At 51.9% G+C, this 21,839-nt stretch carries 15 protein-coding genes and 1 pseudogene; 5 read left to right on the top strand and 11 right to left on the bottom strand.

The window, feature by feature from the left end:
* Window positions 1-35: 35 nt before the first annotated feature.
* Together pulA and AWM70_RS05845 are read right to left on the bottom strand one after the other, a co-directional pair.
* Window positions 36-1,967 carry a type I pullulanase gene (pulA, locus tag AWM70_RS05850; protein ID WP_169823408.1) on the bottom strand — a complete coding sequence of 644 codons (1,932 nt, stop codon included), beginning with the start codon at window positions 1,965-1,967 and terminating at the stop codon, window positions 36-38.
* Between the two features lie 321 nt (window positions 1,968-2,288).
* On the bottom strand, window positions 2,289-2,525 hold the full coding sequence (locus tag AWM70_RS05845) for a hypothetical protein (protein WP_169823407.1): 237 nt from the start codon (window positions 2,523-2,525) through the stop codon (window positions 2,289-2,291).
* A 326-nt stretch (window positions 2,526-2,851) separates the two neighbouring features.
* On the opposite strand from AWM70_RS05845, the gene AWM70_RS05840 reads away from it, so the two are divergent.
* Window positions 2,852-4,306: an MDR family MFS transporter gene (locus AWM70_RS05840; RefSeq protein WP_068694763.1), complete on the top strand. Its 1,455-nt coding sequence runs from the start codon at window positions 2,852-2,854 to the stop codon at window positions 4,304-4,306.
* A 104-nt stretch (window positions 4,307-4,410) separates the two neighbouring features.
* Here AWM70_RS05840 and AWM70_RS05835 read toward each other — a convergent pair.
* The 6 genes and pseudogenes from AWM70_RS05835 to AWM70_RS05805 form a co-directional block, all read right to left on the bottom strand.
* Window positions 4,411-6,442: pseudogene (locus tag AWM70_RS05835) on the bottom strand (Na+/H+ antiporter).
* A gap of 239 nt (window positions 6,443-6,681) precedes the next feature.
* On the bottom strand, window positions 6,682-7,713 hold the full coding sequence (locus tag AWM70_RS05830; protein WP_068694762.1) for a FecCD family ABC transporter permease: 1,032 nt from the start codon (window positions 7,711-7,713) through the stop codon (window positions 6,682-6,684).
* The gene (locus AWM70_RS05825; RefSeq protein WP_068694761.1) at window positions 7,710-8,780 is read right to left on the bottom strand and encodes a FecCD family ABC transporter permease; all 1,071 of its coding nucleotides are present in this window, start codon (window positions 8,778-8,780) and stop codon (window positions 7,710-7,712) included. The genes AWM70_RS05830 and AWM70_RS05825 overlap by 4 nt, the downstream gene beginning before the upstream one ends.
* Window positions 8,781-8,996: 216 nt before the next feature.
* Window positions 8,997-11,435, bottom strand: coding sequence for a glycogen/starch/alpha-glucan phosphorylase (locus AWM70_RS05815; protein WP_068694759.1), 2,439 nt, complete (start codon window positions 11,433-11,435; stop codon window positions 8,997-8,999).
* Window positions 11,436-11,463: 28 nt separating this feature from the next.
* Window positions 11,464-12,567 carry a glucose-1-phosphate adenylyltransferase subunit GlgD gene (gene glgD / locus AWM70_RS05810; RefSeq protein WP_068694758.1) on the bottom strand — a complete coding sequence of 368 codons (1,104 nt, stop codon included), beginning with the start codon at window positions 12,565-12,567 and terminating at the stop codon, window positions 11,464-11,466.
* Window positions 12,564-13,727 (bottom strand): glucose-1-phosphate adenylyltransferase, encoded by a 1,164-nt coding sequence (locus tag AWM70_RS05805; RefSeq protein WP_068694757.1) that lies wholly within the window; start codon window positions 13,725-13,727, stop codon window positions 12,564-12,566. Before AWM70_RS05805 ends, glgD begins: the two co-directional genes overlap by 4 nt.
* Window positions 13,728-14,055: 328 nt before the next feature.
* Between AWM70_RS05805 and AWM70_RS05800 the strand changes: the two genes are divergently transcribed.
* Together AWM70_RS05800 and AWM70_RS05795 are read left to right on the top strand one after the other, a co-directional pair.
* On the top strand, window positions 14,056-15,072 hold the full coding sequence (locus AWM70_RS05800; protein WP_068694756.1) for a permease: 1,017 nt from the start codon (window positions 14,056-14,058) through the stop codon (window positions 15,070-15,072).
* Window positions 15,073-15,110: 38 nt separating this feature from the next.
* On the top strand, window positions 15,111-16,076 hold the full coding sequence (locus AWM70_RS05795; protein ID WP_068694755.1) for a TIGR03943 family putative permease subunit: 966 nt from the start codon (window positions 15,111-15,113) through the stop codon (window positions 16,074-16,076).
* Window positions 16,077-16,085: 9 nt separating this feature from the next.
* On the opposite strand, the gene AWM70_RS05790 is transcribed toward AWM70_RS05795, so the two are convergent.
* The gene (locus AWM70_RS05790) at window positions 16,086-17,414 is read right to left on the bottom strand and encodes a hemolysin family protein (RefSeq protein WP_068694754.1); all 1,329 of its coding nucleotides are present in this window, start codon (window positions 17,412-17,414) and stop codon (window positions 16,086-16,088) included.
* Between the two features lie 241 nt (window positions 17,415-17,655).
* Between AWM70_RS05790 and AWM70_RS05785 the strand changes: the two genes are divergently transcribed.
* A complete protein-coding gene (locus AWM70_RS05785) occupies window positions 17,656-18,909 on the top strand; it encodes an MFS transporter (protein WP_068694753.1) in 1,254 nt (417 codons plus the stop codon).
* 71 nt (window positions 18,910-18,980) lie between these two features.
* Here the strand turns inward: AWM70_RS05785 and ltrA are convergent, their stop codons facing one another.
* Both ltrA and AWM70_RS05775 read right to left on the bottom strand, forming a co-directional pair.
* Entirely contained in the window at window positions 18,981-20,399 is a 1,419-nt protein-coding gene (gene ltrA, locus AWM70_RS05780; RefSeq protein WP_068693838.1) for a group II intron reverse transcriptase/maturase, read from the bottom strand.
* A gap of 444 nt (window positions 20,400-20,843) precedes the next feature.
* Window positions 20,844-21,353, bottom strand: coding sequence for a GNAT family N-acetyltransferase (locus AWM70_RS05775; protein WP_068694752.1), 510 nt, complete (start codon window positions 21,351-21,353; stop codon window positions 20,844-20,846).
* A 171-nt stretch (window positions 21,354-21,524) separates the two neighbouring features.
* Between AWM70_RS05775 and AWM70_RS05770 the strand changes: the two genes are divergently transcribed.
* Complete coding sequence (locus AWM70_RS05770) at window positions 21,525-21,713, top strand: hypothetical protein (protein WP_068694751.1); 189 nt, start codon at window positions 21,525-21,527, stop codon at window positions 21,711-21,713.
* Window positions 21,714-21,839 lie beyond the last annotated feature (126 nt).

The following is a 21,839-nucleotide window of genomic DNA, read 5'->3' as shown; positions in this document are numbered from 1 at the left end:
TCCTTCCCTATGCCCGCATTGCCCGGCCTTGGCCTTTACCGGATGCCCAGCACCACCATGCCGATGCCTTCCATTTCAAGTCTGGTGCCCGAAAGGCTGGAGATCCACGATTCGCCGAAGCGGGACTCCCATTTTCCACATGCAGGCAATTCTACCGTTATTTTGTCTCGATTAGCGTTATAAATAACAAATAAATGCTGATCCGGGTCGCCTCCCGCATGATCCCTGAGCGTATAAGCAATAGAGTGGTATGGCGAAAGCTCAAAATGCAGATGGCGGCGGATCAGATCGGCGTTAGGCAGCCGGAAAGCCGGATGTTCCTTGCGAAAAGCGATCAGCTCCCGCACATAAGCAACATCCTCCTGATGTACATTGCAGCGGTCCCAGTCCAGCCGGTTGACCAGATCGCCAGCGTTGTAGCTGTTCTCCACGCCGTCTTTGGTGCGGAGGAACTCCTGGCCCGCATGAATAAACGGAAGTCCCTGGCTCGTTAAGACAATTGCGGTGCCCAGACGGTGCATGGCGGCCCGAAGCAAAGCGGAATCGCTGCCGGTCGCAAGCACAATTTTATCCCACATCGTATAATTGTCATGGCATTCCACATAATTCACGGATTGGACTGGCTCGAGAGCAAAACCTTTGATTTCTTCATTGTAAGGGATGCTTCCGACAACCGCCTTGCGGATTTCATTCTCCAGACCTCCAGTCCCGGTTATAAATCCTCCGTCTCGGGGATCAAACACGTTGCCCTTTACCGCATTGCGGATCAGGTCACTGAAATGGCCAATGCCCGGCAGACGGCCGGCATTGGCCATCGCGGCCTGCCGCTCCGGCGACAGCTCCGTCGGGATATTCCAGCCTTCCCCGTACAGCAAGATCGACGGATCAAGCTCATCCAGGCGCCGGCGGAGCTCATTCATCGTGTCGATATCGAGCAGACCCATCAAATCGAAGCGGAACCCGTCGATGTGATATTCCTTGGCCCAATAGAGAACTGAATCGACAATGAATTTGGACACCATCGGACGCTCCGAAGCTATATCATTGCCGCAGCCCGAACCATTGGAGAACTTCCGGTCAGCCGTATACCGCAGGTAATAACCCGGTACAAGCTGGCTGAAATGGATCAAATGGCCGTCATACACATGATTGTAGACAACATCCATCACTACCCGGAGCCCGCGGTCATGAAAGGTCTGTACGAGCTGCTTCAGTTCCCTGATCCGCGCGGCCGGATCATAAGGATTCGTCGCATAAGAGCCTTCCGGGACGTTATAATTTTTAGGATCATACCCCCAGTTGTATTGCGCTTCATCCAGCCGGGTTTCATCAACGCTTTCCGTTGCGTAATCATAAACGGGCAGCAGCTGTACATGCGTAACGCCCATCTGGACGATATGATCCAGCCCCGTCGGAATCCCTCCCGGCCCTATAGCGCCGCTTTCGCATAAACCAAGGTATTTCCCTTTATGCAGAACACCGCTGGCCGGATGAATGGTGGCATCCCGGACATGGATTTCATAAATGACCGCATCCAGATGCGAAGCAAGAGGCGGTTTATCCTCCGTCCATCTCTCGGGATTTGTATCTTCAAGCGCAAGAATACAGCCCCGGTCTCCGTTGACGCCTACCGCTCTTGCGTACGGATCGACGGCTTCATGCCGTTCATCGCCTATTTGGACCGCATAAGTATAATAAAGGCCGGCCAGATTCCCATCGGCTTCAAGCACCCAGGTTCCCTGAACATCCCTGCGCATCCGCCTTTTATCCGCAGCAGCCGAATCCCAGCTGTCATACAAATATACCCATGCTTCCCCGGCTGTCGGAGCCCACAAGCGAAAATGGGTTCTCTCCTTCGTATAAACGGCCCCCAGATCATTTCCTTCATAGAAATAAGCCCCATCAAAGGCGGGGTCAAACACACTTACGCCTCCGGTAATGACAGGATCACCATAATTGCTGGTCATTTGCCTTTCCTTCTGTACGGACAATGTCGAGTTTCCTCCCCTTTATGAGCTGTACGCCTGCCGGATCGGCAGTTTCGCGCAGACCTTCTTGTTCACAATATGATCATTATCATGCAGAGTGAGAACGTATTCCCCAAGAACACTTCATGTTTGAAGGGATCAAGCTTTTTTAAACCGGGATCTCTTGAACTGAAACGCCGGGCACGGCCGGGATCTGAACCATGAACAGACAAAACCAGGGGATTTATCAATCAAAAAGAGTCCAATAAACCTGCTTGGCCAGCTGCCCCGGCGAATACTCCGGACTTCTCTCTGGAAGCCTTATATATCGCTCCGGAAAGCCGTGAGCAGCAGATCGGCCCTGAAAGCGCTGCTGGCTTTAGCCGGTTGCTTGCCGTCCATTTCCTCTATTAGACTGACGAAAATGTGGTGTATATCGTGGTAGAACGAGGTTCCGGCCAGCGGCTTGTCAGGGGGGAAGGCTGCGGTCTCCACCCCTTTGGGCAGCTGCATTTTATTTTCACGGAAGCCGGCAAACAAGTTTAGAACTCCCTTCATCCTATCTGCCGGGGAAGCGGTCCGGTTACTTATTAAATAAGCTTCAATATCTGCAAGCAAACCTGCAATATGATCCTGAATCAAATCGAGACAGATTTCACCTTGTTCTCGGCGGCATCCCGCCGCACGGGACGGGTTGCTTTTTTCTTCTCCTGCAAGGTTTGATTCCTTCCCAAGAATCGTTCTCTATCCTGCCTGCTTAAATGGATAGCATTGACAATCGAAAAACTCCCCGCTTATCATAAGTGGGATGATTCTCCGCTTAATAGTAACGTACGGATACGGAGAAAACAAGAACTGCAGAATCGCACTAAGGAGAGCAGAACATGTCCAAGAAAACGACCAATCGTAAAATGGTAACCCTCGCTATGCTGGTTGCCATCCTGCTGGTTGCTATCGACGTCACGGTCGTCAGTACGGCAACGCCGGAAATCGTGAACGAGCTCAGCGGATTATCTTTAATCAGCTGGGTATTTGCCATCTATACTTTAACCACTTCAGTCACCACTCCGATTTACGGCAAACTGGCTGATTTATTTGGCCGAAAAAGCATTTTTATCATCGGCGTTGTTCTATTTGTGGCCGGTTCAATGTTATCCGGCGCTGCGCAAACGATGAGTCAATTGATCTGGTTCCGTGCCCTGCAGGGCGTTGGAGCCGGTGCGGTGATGCCTTTGACATTCACGATCATCGGAGATCTTTTTCCCGGCGAACAACGTGCCAAGATGCAGGGCGTATTCAGCTCGGTCTGGGGAATCGCCGGTTTGCTGGGTCCGCTGGTCGGCGGATTTTTTGTGGACCAGGTCAGCTGGCGCTGGATCTTTTATATCAACCTGCCCATCGGTCTGGTCTCCCTCTTCCTCATCATCGTCTATTTCCATGAGTCATTGGAGAAGAAAGAAAGCCGAAATATCGACTATTGGGGAGCTCTTACGTTTACCATCGGCATTTCATCACTTTTGTATGCGCTGCTGAATGCCGGTGAAGGACAGAAATATGCCTGGAACTCCGCTCCAATTTATGCCCTATTTGCGGTTGCGCTGGTCTTCCTGGTGTTGTTCGGCTTGATCGAATCCAAGGTCAAAGAACCGATGCTTCCTCCATCGCTATTCCGGATTCCGGTGATTTCGGTTTCGAATCTCGTCAGCTTCCTGTCCAGCGCGGTGATTATCGGGGTGAACGTATACCTGCCGATGTGGATTCAAAGCATTCTCGGACATAGCGCAACCAGCTCCGGCCTGACCTTGATGCCGATGTCGATCGCCTGGCCTCTGGCGGCTACGTTTGCCGGAAGATATATGTACAAGATCGGATCCAAGCTGACCGCCGTTGCCGGCTCCGTACTGATTGCTCTTGGAGGCACCTGGCTGCTGGCTCTGGAGCTCGGTTCGCCGTATTGGTATTTTGTTGGCATCATGATCGTGATGGGTTTTGGCATGGGATATGCCACTACACCGACTACCGTGCTGATCCAATCTGCCGTCGGCTGGCAGATGCGGGGAGCGGCTACCGCTTCCAATACCCTGATGCGGTCGATTGGTCAAACGGTCGGGATTGCGGTGTTCGGCTCGATTTTTAACAGCGCCGTCCTGGGGAGCGAACGACCGGCAGCGGAAGGAACTTCCACTGTGAACGATAAGGTCAGCAGCATCGCTTTGGCCCATGGCATGCATCTTGTTTTTATTTTGATCTTCTTTATCGGTCTTGCCATTGTCCTGTCGTCCCTGCTTTTGCCTTCGCACAAGAAGGTGCTGGAGCAGCAGAAGCAGGTCGGGCAGTAAAAACATCCATACGCGGGAATAAATGCACGGACAAGTATATTAAAAGAAACAACCGCAGGGTCATGCCCTGCGGTTGTTGTTCTTATTAGGATCACCCGTGCCGCTTACCCGTGCTCCGGCTCTTCATCGAGCAAAGACGCCTCCACCATATTCACGAACTGGCGGAGCTTGTTGGCTACGGAACGGGAGATGCTGCCCTTCTCATACATGTTCTGCACCTCATCCCGTTCCGCTTGCACAGCCTTCATTCGCAGCTCTTTCTTATAGGCTTTCAATTCCGGCGATTCACCAGCCTCCCTGGAAGAACTGAGCCGGTATATCAGTTCCTTATAGCGGGAAATGACCCCTGTGGAGATCGTCCGGTTCTCAACGCACAGATTATTGGAAATGGCTTGGATCGCCGCCTGGCAGGTTTTGAGTTTGGCCTCTTTATATTCTCCCAGCTTCGCTTTCTCCCGCGTTACAGCTGAAGAACGGAACAGCTTGTTGAACAGCCGGCGGAAGAGGAGCCGGAAGAAAGAAAATCTCATGCCGAACTTCCTGCGGGTCGTCAGCATATACTCCATTTCATCAATCATATCAAAAAATTTCGAAGCCACCTGCTCCTCAATCTCTCCTCGCTCAAGCAGCGATTCAATTTCGGCTCTTTCAGCCCTTACCCCAAGCAGCCGGATCTCGCATTCCGTCTCCCGGAATTGATCAATATCATCCGCAACCAGGGTCTGCATTTCACGAATTTCCTGATTGTAATAGGAAATGAGCTCCATAGCTGCCCTTTGGTTGTCCGTGGTCATTTCTTCTTTGGTCACGGCAATGGCTTTCTGCAGCAGTGCAACCCGGGCCGTCAGCTCCTGCTGCTTCTCCTCCTGATCCTCCTCCACATTCGGATCGCGGGCGAGCAGCGGCAGCACGATGCTGGCTGTCAGCAGCGAGAACAGAATCACACCGGCCGCAATGAAGATAATCAGGTTTCGTTCCGGGAACGAACTCCCGTTGCCCAGCATAAAAGGAATGGAAAAGGCACCGGCCAAAGTAACCGTCCCCCGGACTCCTGACAGAGAGGTTAACAACGAAGTCTTTAAGCGGTTTTTATCCAGCTCGTTATGCTCCTGGTTATCGCCGTTGCCCACCCGCCAGAACAGGTATACCCACACAAAACGCAGGACAAGCAGCAGCAGAGAGATTTCAACGATATAACCGAGAACCTGCCCATTGCTAAAGGACGGATCCTTGAAAATAACCCTGCCCACATCGGGCAGCTGCAGCCCGAGAATGACAAATACAAGGCCGTTCAGCAGAAATAAAATAACCGACCACGTACTGTCCGATGTAATGCGGAGCCGGTAATGGGGCGAGCTGATCCGGTCCGTATCTATCGAATGAACCAGACCTGCCGCCACAACGGCAAGAATCCCGGAAACCCCGATCTCTTCGGCGATCAGGTAAATCAGGAACGGGGTGAGGATCTGCACCAGCATCAGCAGCGTGACATCCTCCATGCCCAGGCTGCGGATCCAGCCCTGAAGACGGAAGATCAGCAGGGCCAGCACTGCGCCTACAAGCAGACCGCCGAGCGCGATCAGGAAGAAGCTCAGCGTAGCATCAGCCAGCGAAAACAAGCCGGTCACTGCGGCCGCTACTGCAAACTTAAAGGCGACTAGACCGGAGGCGTCGTTCATCAGCGATTCGCCCTCCAGCAGGCGCATGATTCTTCTAGGCAGCTTGATTCTGCTCGCAATCGAGCTGACCGCCACTGCATCGGTTGGCGACAGGATCGCCGCCAGCGCAAAGGCCGCCGCCAGCGGAATGGACGGAATGCGGAAATGGATGAAATAACCCGCCACCAGCACGGTCGCGAAGACGAGGCCCAAAGCCATGAGCAGTATAGGCGCACGCAGGCTCCACAGCTCGTCGCGCGGCGTTTTTTTTGCCGTCATTATAAAGCAGCGGGGCGATAAACAGCACAAAAAACAATTCCGGATTAAGCGGAAGATGAAGATGAGGCGGGATAATGCTGATCAGCGCGCCGAGCGCAATCTGAAACAAAGGCACCGGCACAAATGGCGCAAACCGGTTTAACAGATTCGATAAGCCGATCAGCCCCAGCAAGATCAGAACGCTAAAAAATATTTCCATGGGACGGACAGGCTCCTCCTTTTTCTCTTATAAGTCTCTCTTCCATTATATCCACTTCTATATCCACTTCGTGCAAAATGAATAGGAACGGGCGTTAAATTTACTCGCAGGCAGAACTGCTTAAAGGACAGCGATACCTCTTCCTGAAGCCTATATTTCTTGAATAAATAAAGTAAAGCCGTCCAATTCCTTAAGCGGAACGGCGGCTTGAATAGCGGACAAGCCTTGCTGCTCTCTCGTCAAGCTTTGGCTTTGGCCAGCAAATAAAGAAAATACGGAGCGCCGATGATGGCGACCACAATGCCGGTCGGAACTTCACCGGTATGCATCACCGAGCGGCCGATCGTGTCACCGACCAGCACAAGCAAAGCGCCCAGCAGCGCTGATATCGGCAGCAGCTGTTTGTGGTTCGGACCGACAAGCCGTCTGGCCAAATGCGGACCGATCAGACCAACAAAGCTGATGGCGCCGCCCGACGCGACGCTTGCTGCTGCAAGGCCGACAGCCGCGGCTAAGAGGCCAAAACGATCCTTATCCAGATTGGCTCCCAGCCCCAAAGCCGTCTTATCCCCCAGCACAAGCACATTCAGCACGCGGGCTTTGTAGAGAATGTATGGAACGAGAACAAGGATCCAGGGCAGCAAAGCGAGCACGTAATTCCAGGTAGTCCCGCTGATGCTGCCGGCCAGCCAGATATAAACCGATTGATATTTCTCGGGAGTGAGCCGGACGGCAATCACGATCATCGCCGCGCTGATGCCGGCGGCAATGCCGATACCGTTTAGAACCAGACTGGTCGGAGACAGCCCTTCGGACTTTTTGAAGGCCAAACTGTAGATCAGCACAGCGGTTAGGCCAGCTCCGGCGAGCGCGCAAAGCGGCATCATAAACGCCGTGCCCAACGTTGCCACCGGGAAATAGGCAGCATACAGCATGATGGCGAGTCCGGACCCGGCGTTGATTCCCAGGATGCCTGGCTCGGCCAGCGGATTGCGGGTCAAGCCCTGCATAACGGCCCCGGAGGCGGCAAGCCCTGCCCCGATCAGCAGCGCGATCACGATCCGCGGCAGTCGAAGCTTAAACAGGACAAGCTGCTGCCGGGCATCACCGCCCCCAAACAAGGTTTGGATGACCTCCTGGGGCGTCATTCGAACTGCACCCAGGTTCATGCTGAGCAGAAACACGGCGATGATCGCTGCAATCAGGATCAGTCCAATCCAGATTGCTTTTTTGGATCTTTGGGCCAGATGCCCGTAAGGAGGCATGTTCATCGGATTCCGCGGCCTCCCTTCCGTACAAGGTACAGAAAGTAGGGAACGCCAATGATAGCGATCAGACCGCCGACCGGCACTTCCTGCAGCGGATTAATGATCCTTGCTCCAATATCTGCAACAACAATCAGCAAGGCCCCGAACATTCCCGAGCACGGAATCACCCACCGGTAATCGACACCGACCAGATAACGGACAATATGTGGAATCAGCAGGCCAAGGAAGCCGATGGCCCCTACTGCGGAAACCGCTGCGCCGGCCAGCACCAGTACAACCAGCGTACCGCCCAGACGAATCAGGCCGTTGCGCTGTCCGAGGCCGGAGGATACCTCGTCTCCCAGGCTTAATACCGTAATCGAACGGGATAAACACAGTGCCCCGATCAAAGCGGCAGCCACCCAGGGGAACATTATGTTGACCTGGGTCCAGTGAATGCCGGACAGGCCGCCCGCATACCAGAAAGCCAGATCCTGTCCGATTTTGAAATAAACAGCGATCCCTTCAGCCAAAGCGGACAGCAGCGCACTGACGGCAGCTCCCGACAGCGCCAGCCTCATCGGCGTCAGTCCCGCTTTAGACAAGGAGCCGATGCCGAATACGAGCCCGGCCCCGATGCCTGCTCCCAGAAAGGAATATAAAATCAAAGTCGTATAAGACATATTCGGATAAAAGGCAAACACGGCCGCAAGCACAAAACCTGCCCCGGCATTCAGCCCCAGCAGCCCCGGATCGGCAATCGGATTGCGGGTCATCCCCTGCATGACAGCTCCAGACACGGACAATCCAGCTCCGACCAGTACGCCGGCCAAAGCTCTGGGAAGCCTGACCTCACGAATAACCTGATGATCCATGTTATCCGGATTAAAGTGAAACAAAGCTTGCCAAACGGTCCCGAGCGGGATAGAGATGGATCCCACCGAAATCGAGAACAGCAGTGCCAGCACAAGCAACGCTGCTCCGCCTATCAGAATGGTGACCGCCGCTAGCGGCCGTCCTTTCGGTTTATTCTCCTGCGGTGTGCCTTCAGGCACTGTCTCCGCATAACTTGATGAGGTTGCTTCCATCATCCATCTGCTCCTATCTGCCCTGCTGTCAGTATGTAAGTATGACAAGCTGATATAAACCATATAGCTTCCATTTTATTGATAATCATTCTCATCGTCAATCTTTTTTCAGCAATAGTCAGAAAGAGGCTGCCCTGAAGCCTTTTGCTGCCCCGGGCGCCTCCCTCTTTCAAGCTTCTATGAGCATTCAGCAAGAAACGGCTTAACCTTCTGTTCCTGTTATTTAACGTTCCTGCGCACCGGGTTCAGCCTCCAGATTTCGGACGCATATTCACGGACGGTGCAGTCGCTGGAGAATTTGCCGGAATGAGCGATATTCAGAATCGCTTTCTTCTGCCAATCCGGTTGATTGCGGTAAGCCAGATCGACGTTCAAATGAGCTTCAATATAACTCGGGAAATCCTTCAGCACAAAATATTCATCATTATGGTCCAGGATCGACTGATAGATATCCCGGAATTCGTTCTCCTGGAAACCCAGGGGGCCTGGCGTAATCAGCTGGTCCATGACCTCGTGAATCCGTGAATCGCTGTTGTAGATATCCCATGCCGAATAACCGCCGTATTGATAGAAATTCTGCACCTGTTCGGCGCTGAGTCCAAAGATAAACATGTTGTCGTCACCCAGCATTTCATGCATCTCTACATTGGCCCCATCCAGGGTGCCGACCGTCAAGGCCCCATTCATCATAAACTTCATGTTGCCGGTACCCGACGCTTCCTTGCTGGCCGTCGAGATTTGTTCACTGACGTCGGCGGCCGGAATGATTTTCTCGGCAAGGGAGACCGAATAATTTTCCAGGAAAATCACCTTCAGAACCTCATTCACTGACTTATCGTTGTTGATCCTCGACGCTACGGTGTTAATCAGTTTGATGATCCGTTTGGCCAGGTAATAGCTTGGAGCGGCCTTTGCGCCGAAGATAAAAGTACGCGGCACGAAATCCATCTGCGGATTCTCCTTCAGCTGATTATACAAATGGATGATGTGGAACACATTGAGCAGCTGTCGTTTGTAGGCGTGAAGCCGTTTGACCTGAATATCGAACAGGGAGTCCGGATTGACCACGATCCCCTGCTTTTCCAGAATGTACTCGGCAAGCTTCTCTTTGTTCCGTTTCTTGACCCGGGCAATTTCGCTCTGGAACCCGCTGTCCTCGCAGCATTTAATCAGGCTGTTAAGCTCCTGCGGATGTTTGATCCACCTGGTGCCAATGCAGTCGGACACTAAAGCAGCCAAGCCGGGATTCGCATACATCAGCCAGCGGCGGTGCGTAATTCCGTTGGTTTTATTATTGAAGCGTTCCGGATACAGCTCGTAAAAGTCCTTCATTTCACGTTTCTTCAAAATGTCCGTATGCAGCGCCGCTACACCGTTGATCGAATGCCCCCCGTAAATGGCCAGGTGAGCCATCCGGATCTGATTATTTTCCATAATCGCCATGCGAGCTGTGCGGTCAGGCTGATCCGGATAACGTTCGTTCAACTGGATTCGGAACCGGCGGTCAATCTCCTCAATAATCATATAAATCCGCGGAAGCAGCTCCTTGACCATCTGCTGTGGCCATTTCTCGAGCGCCTCGCTTAGAATGGTATGGTTGGTGTATCCTACAACTTTGTTTGTAATATCCCAGGCCTCATCCCAGCCGAAGCCGTTATCATCGATCAAGATCCGCATCATCTCGGGGATTACCAGCGTCGGATGGGTATCATTGATTTGAATGGCCACCTTGTCCGGCAGCTCCGTCAGCGGCAGATTCAGCTTTCCAAACGTACGAAGCACACTCTGTACACCTGCGGAGCACAAGAAATACTGTTGTTTGAGCCGAAGAAGCTTGCCTTCATAATGGGAATCGTCCGGATACAGAAACTCGGAGATCGACTCCACGGACCGGTTGTAATCCAGGTAACGGTAGTAGCTGCCTTCCTGGCTGGAAGGTTGGCGGAACGGGTCCATCATCGATTCGGCACTCCAGAGACGGAGCGTATTGATGTGAGGATGCCCAAAGCCGATAATCGGCACATCATACGGCACAGCCCTTACCGCTTCATATTGAACGGTCTCGAAGATCAGGCGCCCCTGAACCTCGCGAGTGACGACATTCCCCCAGAACCGAACCTCCACCTGTTTATCCGGCCTGCGGATCTCCCACTCATTGCCTTTCTGCAGCCAGTAGTCCGGCAGCTCCACCTGGTTGCCGTCCAGAATCTTCTGTTCAAACAGGCCGTATTTGTACCGGATGCCTGTGCCGTGCCCGGCATATTGCAGCGACGCTAGGGAATCAAGGAAGCAGGCCGCCAGCCTGCCGAGTCCGCCGTTCCCCAGTCCTGCATCGCTTTCCTGCTCTTCGACTTCCTCGAAAGGGTAGCCTAGCTCCGCAAGGCCTTCCCTCACCATGTTCAATACGCCTAGATTCAGCAGATTGTTGCCCAGCAGCCGCCCGATCAGAAATTCCATGGAGAAATAATAAACCTGCTTCTCCTGTTGTTCTTTATAGACAGTATTAGTTCGGGCCCAGTCCTTGCCGATGTGCTCGCGGATCATGCCGCTGAGGATTTTGTAAACGTCGGACTCTGTCGCTTCCTCCAGCGGTACGCCCAGCTTGCCCACCAGCTGCCTCGTGAACGCATGCTTGAAACTTTCTTTATCCTTGAACAAGATCAATTCCTCCTGACTGCGCGCTTCCTTAAATATGGCTGCTCTTCGCAATGACAAACGGTTTCCTGGAATCTCCCACAAGCGTTACTCCACGGGACAAATGGACATCTTTATCCATAATGACATTCTCAATCACCGCGTTCTCTTCAATGATGCATTTCTGCATCAGAATGGAATTGGATATGCGGGCTCCCTTGCCGACCTGAACCCCGCGAAAGAGGATGCTGTTCTCGACCTGGCCGGCAATCATGCAGCCGTTCGCTACCAGCGAACCTCTGACATCCGCTTGCTCCAGATATTTGGCCGGAACCTCATATTTGATTTTGGTACGGATCGGGTTCTCCCGGAACAGGTCTTCATAGGGCTCCCGCTGCAGCAGCTCCATGCTGTTGGCGAAATAGCTTTCGACCGAATTGATCACGGCATGATAGCCGGTGTATCTGTAGGCTCCGATCTTCAGACGATCCCGGTTCTCCTGGATGGCATCCCGGAAGAACTGACTTTTTCCATGGGCGATACAGTCCTTGACCAGCTCTAAATATTTATATTTGTCCATGATAAACAATTCCATGTACACGTTCGGATGATTAAGCTCGTGATGAATATCGGTCACTTGGCCCTGCTCATCCGCTTCAATCCTGAGGCAGGCTTCGTGCTCCGGACGGAGCTCTGCAACCGGTTTGTATACGAGGGTAATATCCGCGCCGCTTTCCTTATGCTGCTTATAGACCTCGCGCAGATTGACTTTGCTGATATGGCGGCTTCCGGAATGCACCATACAGCTGCCCGAACTGCGGTAGAAGAAATCCAGATTGTTGTGGACATGCTGCAGATCCCCTAATGAAATGTCCGTCGGGTCGTTCCAGTCAGGAGGCAAAATGAACAATCCGCCGTGATTGCGGTCCAGATCCCACGATTTCCCTTCCCCCAAATGGTCCATCAACGAGCGGTATTTCCGGCGGACAAACAAAGCGATATCGACAATTCCGGCGTTAGTCATATTGGACAACACAAAATCGATCAGCCGGTAACGTCCGGCAAAAGGCACGGCCGCGCCGCAGCGAAAATAGGTCAGTTCATTCAACTGGTCCAGCTCATCGTCCAAATTAATGACACCGATCAAATCCTTCATCGTTTCATCGCCTCTCTTCCGGCTTCCGGGCTGACTGCCGGGTCATCGGAGTTGACCAGCACGATTTCGTCCGAGTCTTCAGAACCGATAACGGTTCCGTCCGGAATCACCATGTTCTCATTGACGATCGCTTTATAAATACGGACGTTTCGTCCGATTTTCACTTTCGGATGAATCACGGAATCTTTGATCACGCTGCCTTCCCCCACCTCTACGCCGTAAAATAAGATCGAATGCTTCACTTCGCCGTGAACAACGCAGCCTTCATTAATCATGCAATTGCTCAGCTTTGCGTCCGGAGCGATAAACTCGGCCGGCTGGTTAGGGCTTTTCGTATATATGCGCCAGAAAGGATCGTTCAAATTCAGCTCAGGCTCCTCGCACAGCAGGTCCATATTGGCTTGCCAAAGGCTTTGGATGGTGCCAACGTCTTTCCAGTAGCCGTCAAACGGATAAGCATACAGCTTCTTCTGGTTCGCCAGCAGGAGCGGAATAATATCCTTTCCGAAGTCATAAGAAGACGTCTCAATCTTTTTGTCTTCGATCAGAAATCGCTTCAGCACATCCCACTTGAACAAATAGATGCCCATGGAAGCCAGCGTGCTTTTGGGCGCTTGCGGTTTCTCTTCAAACTCGTAAATACTTAAATCCTCACGGGTATTCAGAATGCCGAACCGCGTTGCTTCCTGGACCGTTACGTCGATAACGGAGATCGTACAGTCCGAATCCTTCTCCTTATGGAAACGGAGCATTTCGTTATAATCCATTTTGTAAATATGGTCGCCGGAAAGGACCAGCACATGTTCGGGGTCGAATTGCTCGATAAAATTCAGGTTCCGGTAAATGGCATCTGCCGTTCCCTGGTACCAGCTGCTTCCGTCCTCCCTCTCATGCGGAGGCAGCACGTAAACTCCGCCTCCCCTGCGGTCCAGATCCCAATCGCTGCCTACCCCGATATAGGAATGCAGGACAAGCGGCTCGTATTGAGTCAGAACGCCAACCGTGTCGATGCCGGAATGGGTGCAATTGCTAAGCGGGAAATCAATGATCCGGTAGGTGCCGCCAAAATAAACCGCCGGCTTGGCGAGAGACCGGGTCAACCCTTTCAGACGTTTCCCTTGTCCGCCGGCTAACAGCATAGCTACGACTTCTTTTTTCATTCTGCCCTGCCTCCTCCAGTTTCTTTATGCATTCGAATTTTTCCATGGATCATAGAACCTAACCGCAGATCAACCGGTTTGTCTGGTTGGCAAGTGTACCTTGTTCTACATGACTGGGGAGCCTTATGGCCCGAAGGTGTAGATATTGATGTTTAACCTGTGTGTGCTTTCATTAATCGGCAGCTAACAAATGAACAAATCAAAAGGCAGTAATTCGGCTGGTTTACAAAAAAAGAGAATGCTAGAATGGATAGTCATATTCGACCTGGAGCTTAAATACAATTGATAGAGGACAAGAATTCTAAAAGCTTAATCGGAGTGTGGATGGATGAATGCTGCTGCGGTTTTAAAACGGGTTTCCCTGCTCCTCCCTTTCTCTTTATTTTTGGCTTGCCTGATCGTCATGGCGCCTCAAATAAACGCCTTGGCCGGCAGCGCCGGTTTGGCCACATTTAAAAATCATTTCCTTGGTATATTTCTCGAAGCGGTGCCTTTTATCCTTTTTGGAGCACTCGTTTCTTCTATGATTCATCTTATCATGCCGGAGGATTTCCTGGCGCGCAAATGGCCGAAAAATCCCGCAGCCGGCATTGCCATGGCCTGCCTGCTCGGGGCGCTGTTTCCCGTATGCGAATGCGGCATGATCCCCTTGGTCAGAAGGCTGGTGCAAAAAGGCATGCCCGCTTATGTGGCCACCGTTTTTCTGCTGTCCGGCCCGATCGTAAATCCGATCGTCTTTGGCGCGACCGCCCTGGCTTTCCAGGGGCACCCGGAGATGGTCTACGCACGGCTCGGCATCGCCCTATTCGTCGCTTCGGCTGCTGGCTTCATTTTATATTTGACCGTACGCAAGAATCCGCTCCGCTACACGCTGGCAAACAGCTCCGGTCATCAGCATACTGAGGTGAAATGGTTCGGCGGCGGCCACTCGCTGAAGACCCGGACGGCCGCCTTGTTCCAGCATGCCGCTGATGACTTCCTCGATGCGGGCAAATACCTGATCGTCGGCTGCTTGATCACTGCCGCTCTTCAGACCTTTGTCTCACGCGATGCGCTGGCTGCCTACAGCAGCGGGCCTGCAGCATCCTACGCCTTCATGATGGGGCTGGGCTTTATTTTATCGCTGTGCTCTACCTCGGACGCCTTCGTGGCCTCCACGTTTATGCATACCTTTTCGCATGGAGCCCTGTTGTCCTTTCTGGTGCTTGGACCTATGCTGGATTTCAAGAACATGCTGATGCTGCTCTCAGCCTTTAAAACCAAATTTGTGATCGGTCTGATGCTGATTGTCCCTCCCTTGGTGCTGGTCGGCTGTCTGCTTACGGACCGGTTCCTGATTTCTTAATTCGTGTATGATTCTTTTATGCCGGAAGGAGGCTCGTTATGAACGTTTCCCCTTCATCCAGACTGCATGACGGCTTTCAGGCCGTTCTGATGTTTGCTTTGGCTTTCTACATTGGCAGTCTGGTCAAAACTGATGCACTTCATTACTACCTGGCCCCCCGCATGGAAAAATGGATCCTGCTCTGTCCGATTCTGCTCGGGCTTATGGCCGTATTTACCGCTTACCGGGCGATTGCGCCGGAGGATGACCCGGCGGTCTGCGGCTGCAATCACGAGATGCCCAAATCCGCGTTTAAGAGAGGCGCTATATATGTGCTGTTCCTGCTGCCTGTCGCCTTCGGCGCTTTGCTGCCCAACCGCGCCCTTGGCAGCGCGGCTGCTTCGACTAAAGGCTTCTCGCTGACCTCCCCGCTTCAGGATGAGCATGTCAGCAAAGAGAAAGCCGCTCTCAGACCGGCTGCTGGAGAAGCGGCGCAGCAGGCTGCATCCAAACCCAAATCTGCCAAAACGGCAGCTCAACCGGCCAAGGTCTTCGCTGCTCCAGATGCATATAACGAAGAGTTTGCCAGGCTTGCGACTCTTCTTTATGCGGAGCCGGTTATTAACGTCACCCCGGATATTTACTCCGAGACGATTGGAGCTATTGAACTGTTTAAAGAGGATTTCATCGGTAAATCGATTTCCTTGACCGGTTTTGTGTATAAAGACGATTCGCTCGGACAATCAGACGGCGAATTTGCCGTCGGACGGTTCCTTGTCTTATGCTGCACGGCGGATGCGCTTCCGTTTGGCGTTATGGTCAAATCGCCTGCCAATGCCGCTTCCTTTGACAAGGATACCTGGGTGAAAGTGACAGGGAAGATCAACCTGGAGACAATCAGCGGCCAGCAGGTGTTAAGAATAGATGCTTCGTCCATCAACGCTGCCGCGCCGCCTTCGATTCCTTACGTATATCCTAGTGCCGATTCCGTGGCTGCTTTTGAACAGGACCAGCAAGCACAGTGAAATGAAGGTTCATTTGCTTATATCGGCCTGCTCCTCTCGAGACAACCGACGGGCTTCGATCCACTTTAATTGGCCGCGGTCCATCTCCTTGACGGTGAAGATATATTTTCGCGAACGGAGACTGCCGCCCGCTGCAATATCGTATTTCCGGGTCAGCATCCAGCCCCCGAGCGTATGGGCCTCGCCGGTTTCCAGTTCTGCATGCAGCCGGTTATTGATTTCATGCAGCGGGACTTTGGGATTGATTCGGTATAAGCCTTCTTCCAGCTTGATGATCTCATCTTCCTGATCGGGCGAATAAGGCTCGTCCCCAATCTCGCCGATAATGCTTTCGATGATATCCTCAATGGTGACGATCCCTGTCGTTCCGCCAAACTCGTCCTGCAGCACCGCCATTTTGATGCCTTCTTGCTGCATCTTCAGCAGCAAATTCTGGGCTCTAATTGTGTCAATCACATGAATGACAGGTTTGGAGAATTGGCCGACCAGTTCGGAACCGACCGACTGCCTGCGAATAAAACTTCCGAGCAGCTCGCGTGTATCCACGATCCCTACAATCCGGTCCTTGTCATGATTGAGGGTAACCGGATAATAAGCAAAACGCGAGCTATTCTCATTTTCCAGGAAATCCGCCAGCCGCATATCCCGGGGAACCGACTTGATCTCGGTTCTCGGAACCATAATGCCCTGCACGGCCAGTTTGTCCAGTTCAAATATGTTGTTCAGATAACGGTATTCAAAGGGATTGATCTGTCCGCTTTTGTAGCCCTCAGATAGCGCCAGCCGCAGCTCCGCTTCCGTCTGCACCGTTTCGTGTTCTCCGGCCGGCTTAACCCCGAACCAGCCGGTAATCAGGCGGGATGAACGGCTTAGAAACCAGTTGATCGGATAAGTGATTTTATAGAAAATAATGAGCGGCCGGCTGAAAAACATCGCCATCGGCTCAGCCATCTGAATCGCAAAAGATTTTGGCACAAGCTCGCCGACCACCACCTCAAAGAAAGTCAGCAGCATAAACGCTATAAGAAAGGAAAGCACGGATTCAATGGATGCCGGGACGTGCAGCAGCTCGAAGACCGGCGCAAGCAAATGCTCAATCGTAGATTCCCCGAGCCAGCCCAAAGCCAGGGCGGTTAAGGTGTTGCCCAGCTGACAGGCTGACAGATATTCGTCCAGCTTGCTTAGAATGTTTTGAACGGCCGCCGCTTTCTTGTTCCCCGCTGCCGCCAGCTGATCGATTCGCGATATTCGCACCCGGATGACCGAATATTCGGATGCTACAAAAAAAGCCGTACATAAAATAAGCAAAATGACCGTGATTAGTTTGATGATGTCCATTTATTCTCCTCAAGGGCCTTAATTCCACGCAGGCCCCGAGGAACACCTCCCGTCCAGCATCTTCTGTTCTTGGCTCCTCGTCTGTGTTATACATTACCCGGTTACGGGCCAATAACAACTTTGGCTTCTTAGGAAACATGTCTAAAAATGCTGGTTGTACTTTTGGAGAGACTATAGTAACATTTACATAGTTTTGCCAGCTTAGACCAATTCAGCTTTCATTGACCGGGGGATTTAACGAATGAGACCTATTTTTACCCGGCTTAAAGGGAACAGCCGGGGAAGTCTGGCCTTCGAGCCGCTTTTTCTGATTCCTTACAGCATGTTTACCACCTACGCTACTTTGTATATGTACGAGTTGGGATTAACGGAGACCGCCATCGGTTTAATTACGACGATCGGTTTGATCGTGCAGGTTTTCTCCTCTCTGATCAGCGGTTATTTGACGGACCGGATGGGCAGAAAAGGGGCAATTCTGTATTTCGACCTGCTCAGCTGGACATTGGCCACGCTGCTATGGGCCGTCTCGCATAACTTCTGGCTGTTTGTCACTGCTGCACTGCTGAATGGATTCCAGCGTGTCCCGAATACGGCTTTCTACTGCCTGATCGTCGAGGATTCCAAACCACATGAACGGACTTATGTATTTACGCTGCTGCAGATTATTAGTGTAATCGGAGGATTGTTTGCTCCGCTGGGCGGACTTCTTGTCGCCCATTACGGATTGGTGAGCGGCGTACGGATCATGTACGTGCTGGCCTGCATCCTGATGACAATTCAATTTATCGGCCGTCATTTGACGACCCGGGAGACAGAAATCGGTCTTCGGAAGATGAAGGAAACCCGGGAGCTGGGATTCAAAGAAATCCTGATGGATTACTGGGGATCGATTGGGGAAATTCTGCGCAGCAGAAGCCTGCTGCTGATCTTCGGGGTTTATATCCTGTTTAATTTCCAGGCTACACTTAAAACGACTTACCTATCCCTGTATCTTGCAGACTATCTACATATTGGAAGTGGCATTATATCTCTGTTCCCGGCCGTTTCTTCGGCCGTCATGCTGCTGGCCTTATGGCTGATCATGCCGAAGATTTCATCCTCAGCGGAGACGCGGGCCATGACTGCCGGCTTCTTGTTGTCCGTTGCGTCCAATGTCATGCTGGTGGTTTATCCGACCGGCAGCCTGGTTTGGGTGGGCATCAGCACCGTGCTGTCGGCAGTCGGGCTAATGATCAGTTCGCCTTATCTGGAAGCGGCTGTCCAGAATGCGATTGACGATGAGAAGAGGGCCAAGATGTTCTCCATGCTTTCTGTGTTTATTTTGCTGCTCACCTCTCCTGCCGGTATTATTGGCGGCTGGGCTTATACGATTGATCCGCGTATCCCGCTTTGGCTGGTAAGCGCCGCTTTTGCCGGCTCCGCTCTACTTATTATGCTGTACAGGAGAGGAAAAAAAAGCGGAATCGGCAAATTCTGCCGCTTAAGAATCGGGTAGGAGGCTACCCATTAATTGGGCAGCCGACCTCCCACACCACCGTACGTACCGTTCGGTATACGGCGGTTCCATTAGGAATGCGCAGTAACTTGTCGATAATAATCAGAAAAGAAAAGGAATCCGAGGTTCTTCAGCCTATTGTTACCGAGGGACTTCGAGAGGATTGGGCTATTGGAGATTCTCCAATAGCCCTTTCTTGTGTTTGCGTATTCCCACGCCTTCTGTTCATGAATTCCGAGCGATATAAGCCTTTCGAGTTTCGTCCTCACTCGTTTCCATTGCTTCCAGAAGACCATTCGGATACGCCTTCTCATCCATTTATCAGTGGTTTGGAGTAGTTGTTTCATGTCAGCAAGCTTGAAATAATTTACCCATCCCATGATGTAACGCCTAAGCTTCAGCGCCCGGTCGGTGTTGCCCATTCCGTTGCTTCTCGACGTTAGCTCTTTCACTTTAGCTTTCATCTTGGATACGGATTTGGGATGGATTCTGACCCGCGTTTCCCCTTTGCTCTGGTAGAATGAGAAGCCAAGAAATTTAACTTTTGTCGCATCGTCCACAATCGTTTTCTCCCGGTTTACCTTGAGAAACAACTTCTTCTCGATGTAAGGGAGAATTTTCGTCAGGGTACGCTCCGCACTCCTCCTGCTCCGGCAGAATATGAGCATATCGTCTGCGTATCGCACGAATCGATGTCCTCTTGCTTCCAGTTCCTTGTCCAATTCATTCAGCATGATATTGCTGAGAATCGGACTTAGGTTCCCTCCCTGCGGTACGCCGATTTCCGTGTCCTCAAACTTATGCTTCACGACGACTCCCGCCCGGAGATACTTATGGATGAGCGAGATCACTCGTCCGTCTTTGATCGTTCTTGAAAGCACCTCGATAAGCTTGCTTTGGTTGACGGTGTCAAAGTATTTCTCCAAGTCCATATCCACCACGTAACGATATCCCTCTTGCACGTATTGTTGGCTTCGTTTCATCGCGTGGTGTGCGCTCCGTTTGGGTCGGAATCCGTAGCTGTTGTCTGAAAACTGCCTCTCATAAATTGGCGTAAGCACTTGGGCGATTGCCTGCTGGATGACTCGGTCAACCACTGTTGGGATGCCAAGGTTTCTCTTCTTTCCGTTCTCTTTGGGAATCTCTACCCTTCGAACGGGATTCGGGCGGTACTTGCCGCCCAAGATCAGTTGCTTGATGGTCTCGCCGTTGTCTCTGAGATATTGTAGAAGTTCATCTACTCCCATCCCGTCGATTCCGTGCGATCCCTTGTTCGCTTTGACTCTCTTGAATGCTTCGTTCAAGTTGTCCCTGCTAACGATTTTCTCAAGCAACCGGTCCTTCGACTCGGTTGCGTTGGTGTCGTCGGTTTCGGTTATCCTCGCAGGACTGTGCACTCCCGCATATCCTTCGTGTTCCGCACTATTCTTTTGCAAAGAGTCTTCCGTTAGAAGTTGGCTGCCCTTGGCTCCTGTTTCGGTAACTTTCATTGACTTCACCTCCTAAGGTTCAGCCCTTCCCTCGAACCGTCGACTGTTCGCGGTACTATGGCGTCTGCTGACTTCTCATGATAAATCTTGTTTCAACCGTGATTCGAAGTGCATCTCCTCACGTCCATGAGACCTCCCACGGTAAGACGATTCACTTTCCTTCCATATACCCACATCATTTACATTGGTACGTCCGTGTAGTTAATTGGACTTCGTCTTGTTTAGCAGACTCATCCCGTATCCTATGCCTGATGATGTTCGTGTTCCTTGGGCCGGAAGTTTGCCTCCAGCTTCCTTTGGATTCCACCTCGCGGTGGACACCCTTGCTCTTGGCTAGTGGTTGGTAACTACAAACCCCCACAGTGGACTTTCACCACCTAGTTAATCGCCATGCGTGTCACACTAAAAATAACCGTCCGGAGAGGTCCGGACGGTTTTCTTTTTTTATTCTGCTACCCGCAGCCCTACGATGATCAAATCTCTTTCAATACCGTCCATATTCGCCACCCTCGGCAAATGGCCCCAGGTTTCAAAGCCGAATTTGCGAAGCAGCCGCAGGCTTGGCTCGTTATGGCCGAACACAAATCCGAGCAGGGTATGTACGCCGATCTCCGGGCATTTGTTAATCGCATGACGTACGAGAACGCTGCCAAGCCCCTTTGAACGGTATTCTTCGGCAATATATATGCTGATCTCCGCCGTTCCCAGATACGCCGGTCTTCCATAGAAAGACTGGAAGCTGAGCCAGGCCGCGATATGCCCGTCAATCGTCAGCACCCATAACGGACGGTGTTCCGGACTGTGCTGCTCGAACCAGGGAACCCGGCTCTCGGTCGTAATCGTCTCCAGATCGGCTGTAACCTGACGCCCCTCAATTGTCGAATTGTAGATCTCGACGATTCTCCCCAGATCGCTGAGCTCAGCGTCTTTGATTTCATAAATAAGTTCTGACATTTCTTCTCTCCTCCGCTACACGTCAAAGCAAGGGGTAAGGCCTCTTGCCTGCTGCTGGTTTAAATATCACCAATATATCATAAAACGTTCATTCTGCACCCGGAAAAGTTTGTCCCGCCCTTCCCCGGGTAATAATAAAAGTGCACCGAAACTTCAAAGGAGGAGTTCTAAATGACTACTCAAGATCCGAATGAGTTGCTCAAGCACAAGCAGGAATTGATTCAGCAGAAACAGGAATTTGCCAACTTTGCCAGGGCCGTCTCAGAAGACGGAGAAGTGGAGGCCGGACAAGAGTTCAGTACCGATCGTCAGGATGATGACCAGAACCGGATGAAAAGCGTAGAGAACCGCAGAACCTGATCGGCGGACCCTGAGGTTAATGGTCCGAGGCTGAAGTTGATATTCATCGATAACCGAGATAACCAGTCTGCTATAAACAAAAGCCGGACCGCAGTGCTTGCGGTTTCCGGCTTTTTGTATATTTTC

Source organism: Paenibacillus yonginensis (assembly GCF_001685395.1).
GTDB lineage: Bacteria > Bacillota > Bacilli > Paenibacillales > Paenibacillaceae > Fontibacillus > Fontibacillus yonginensis.
The sequence above is the reverse complement of the archived record's forward strand: the minus strand, read 5'-3'. Positions and strand labels throughout refer to the sequence as shown.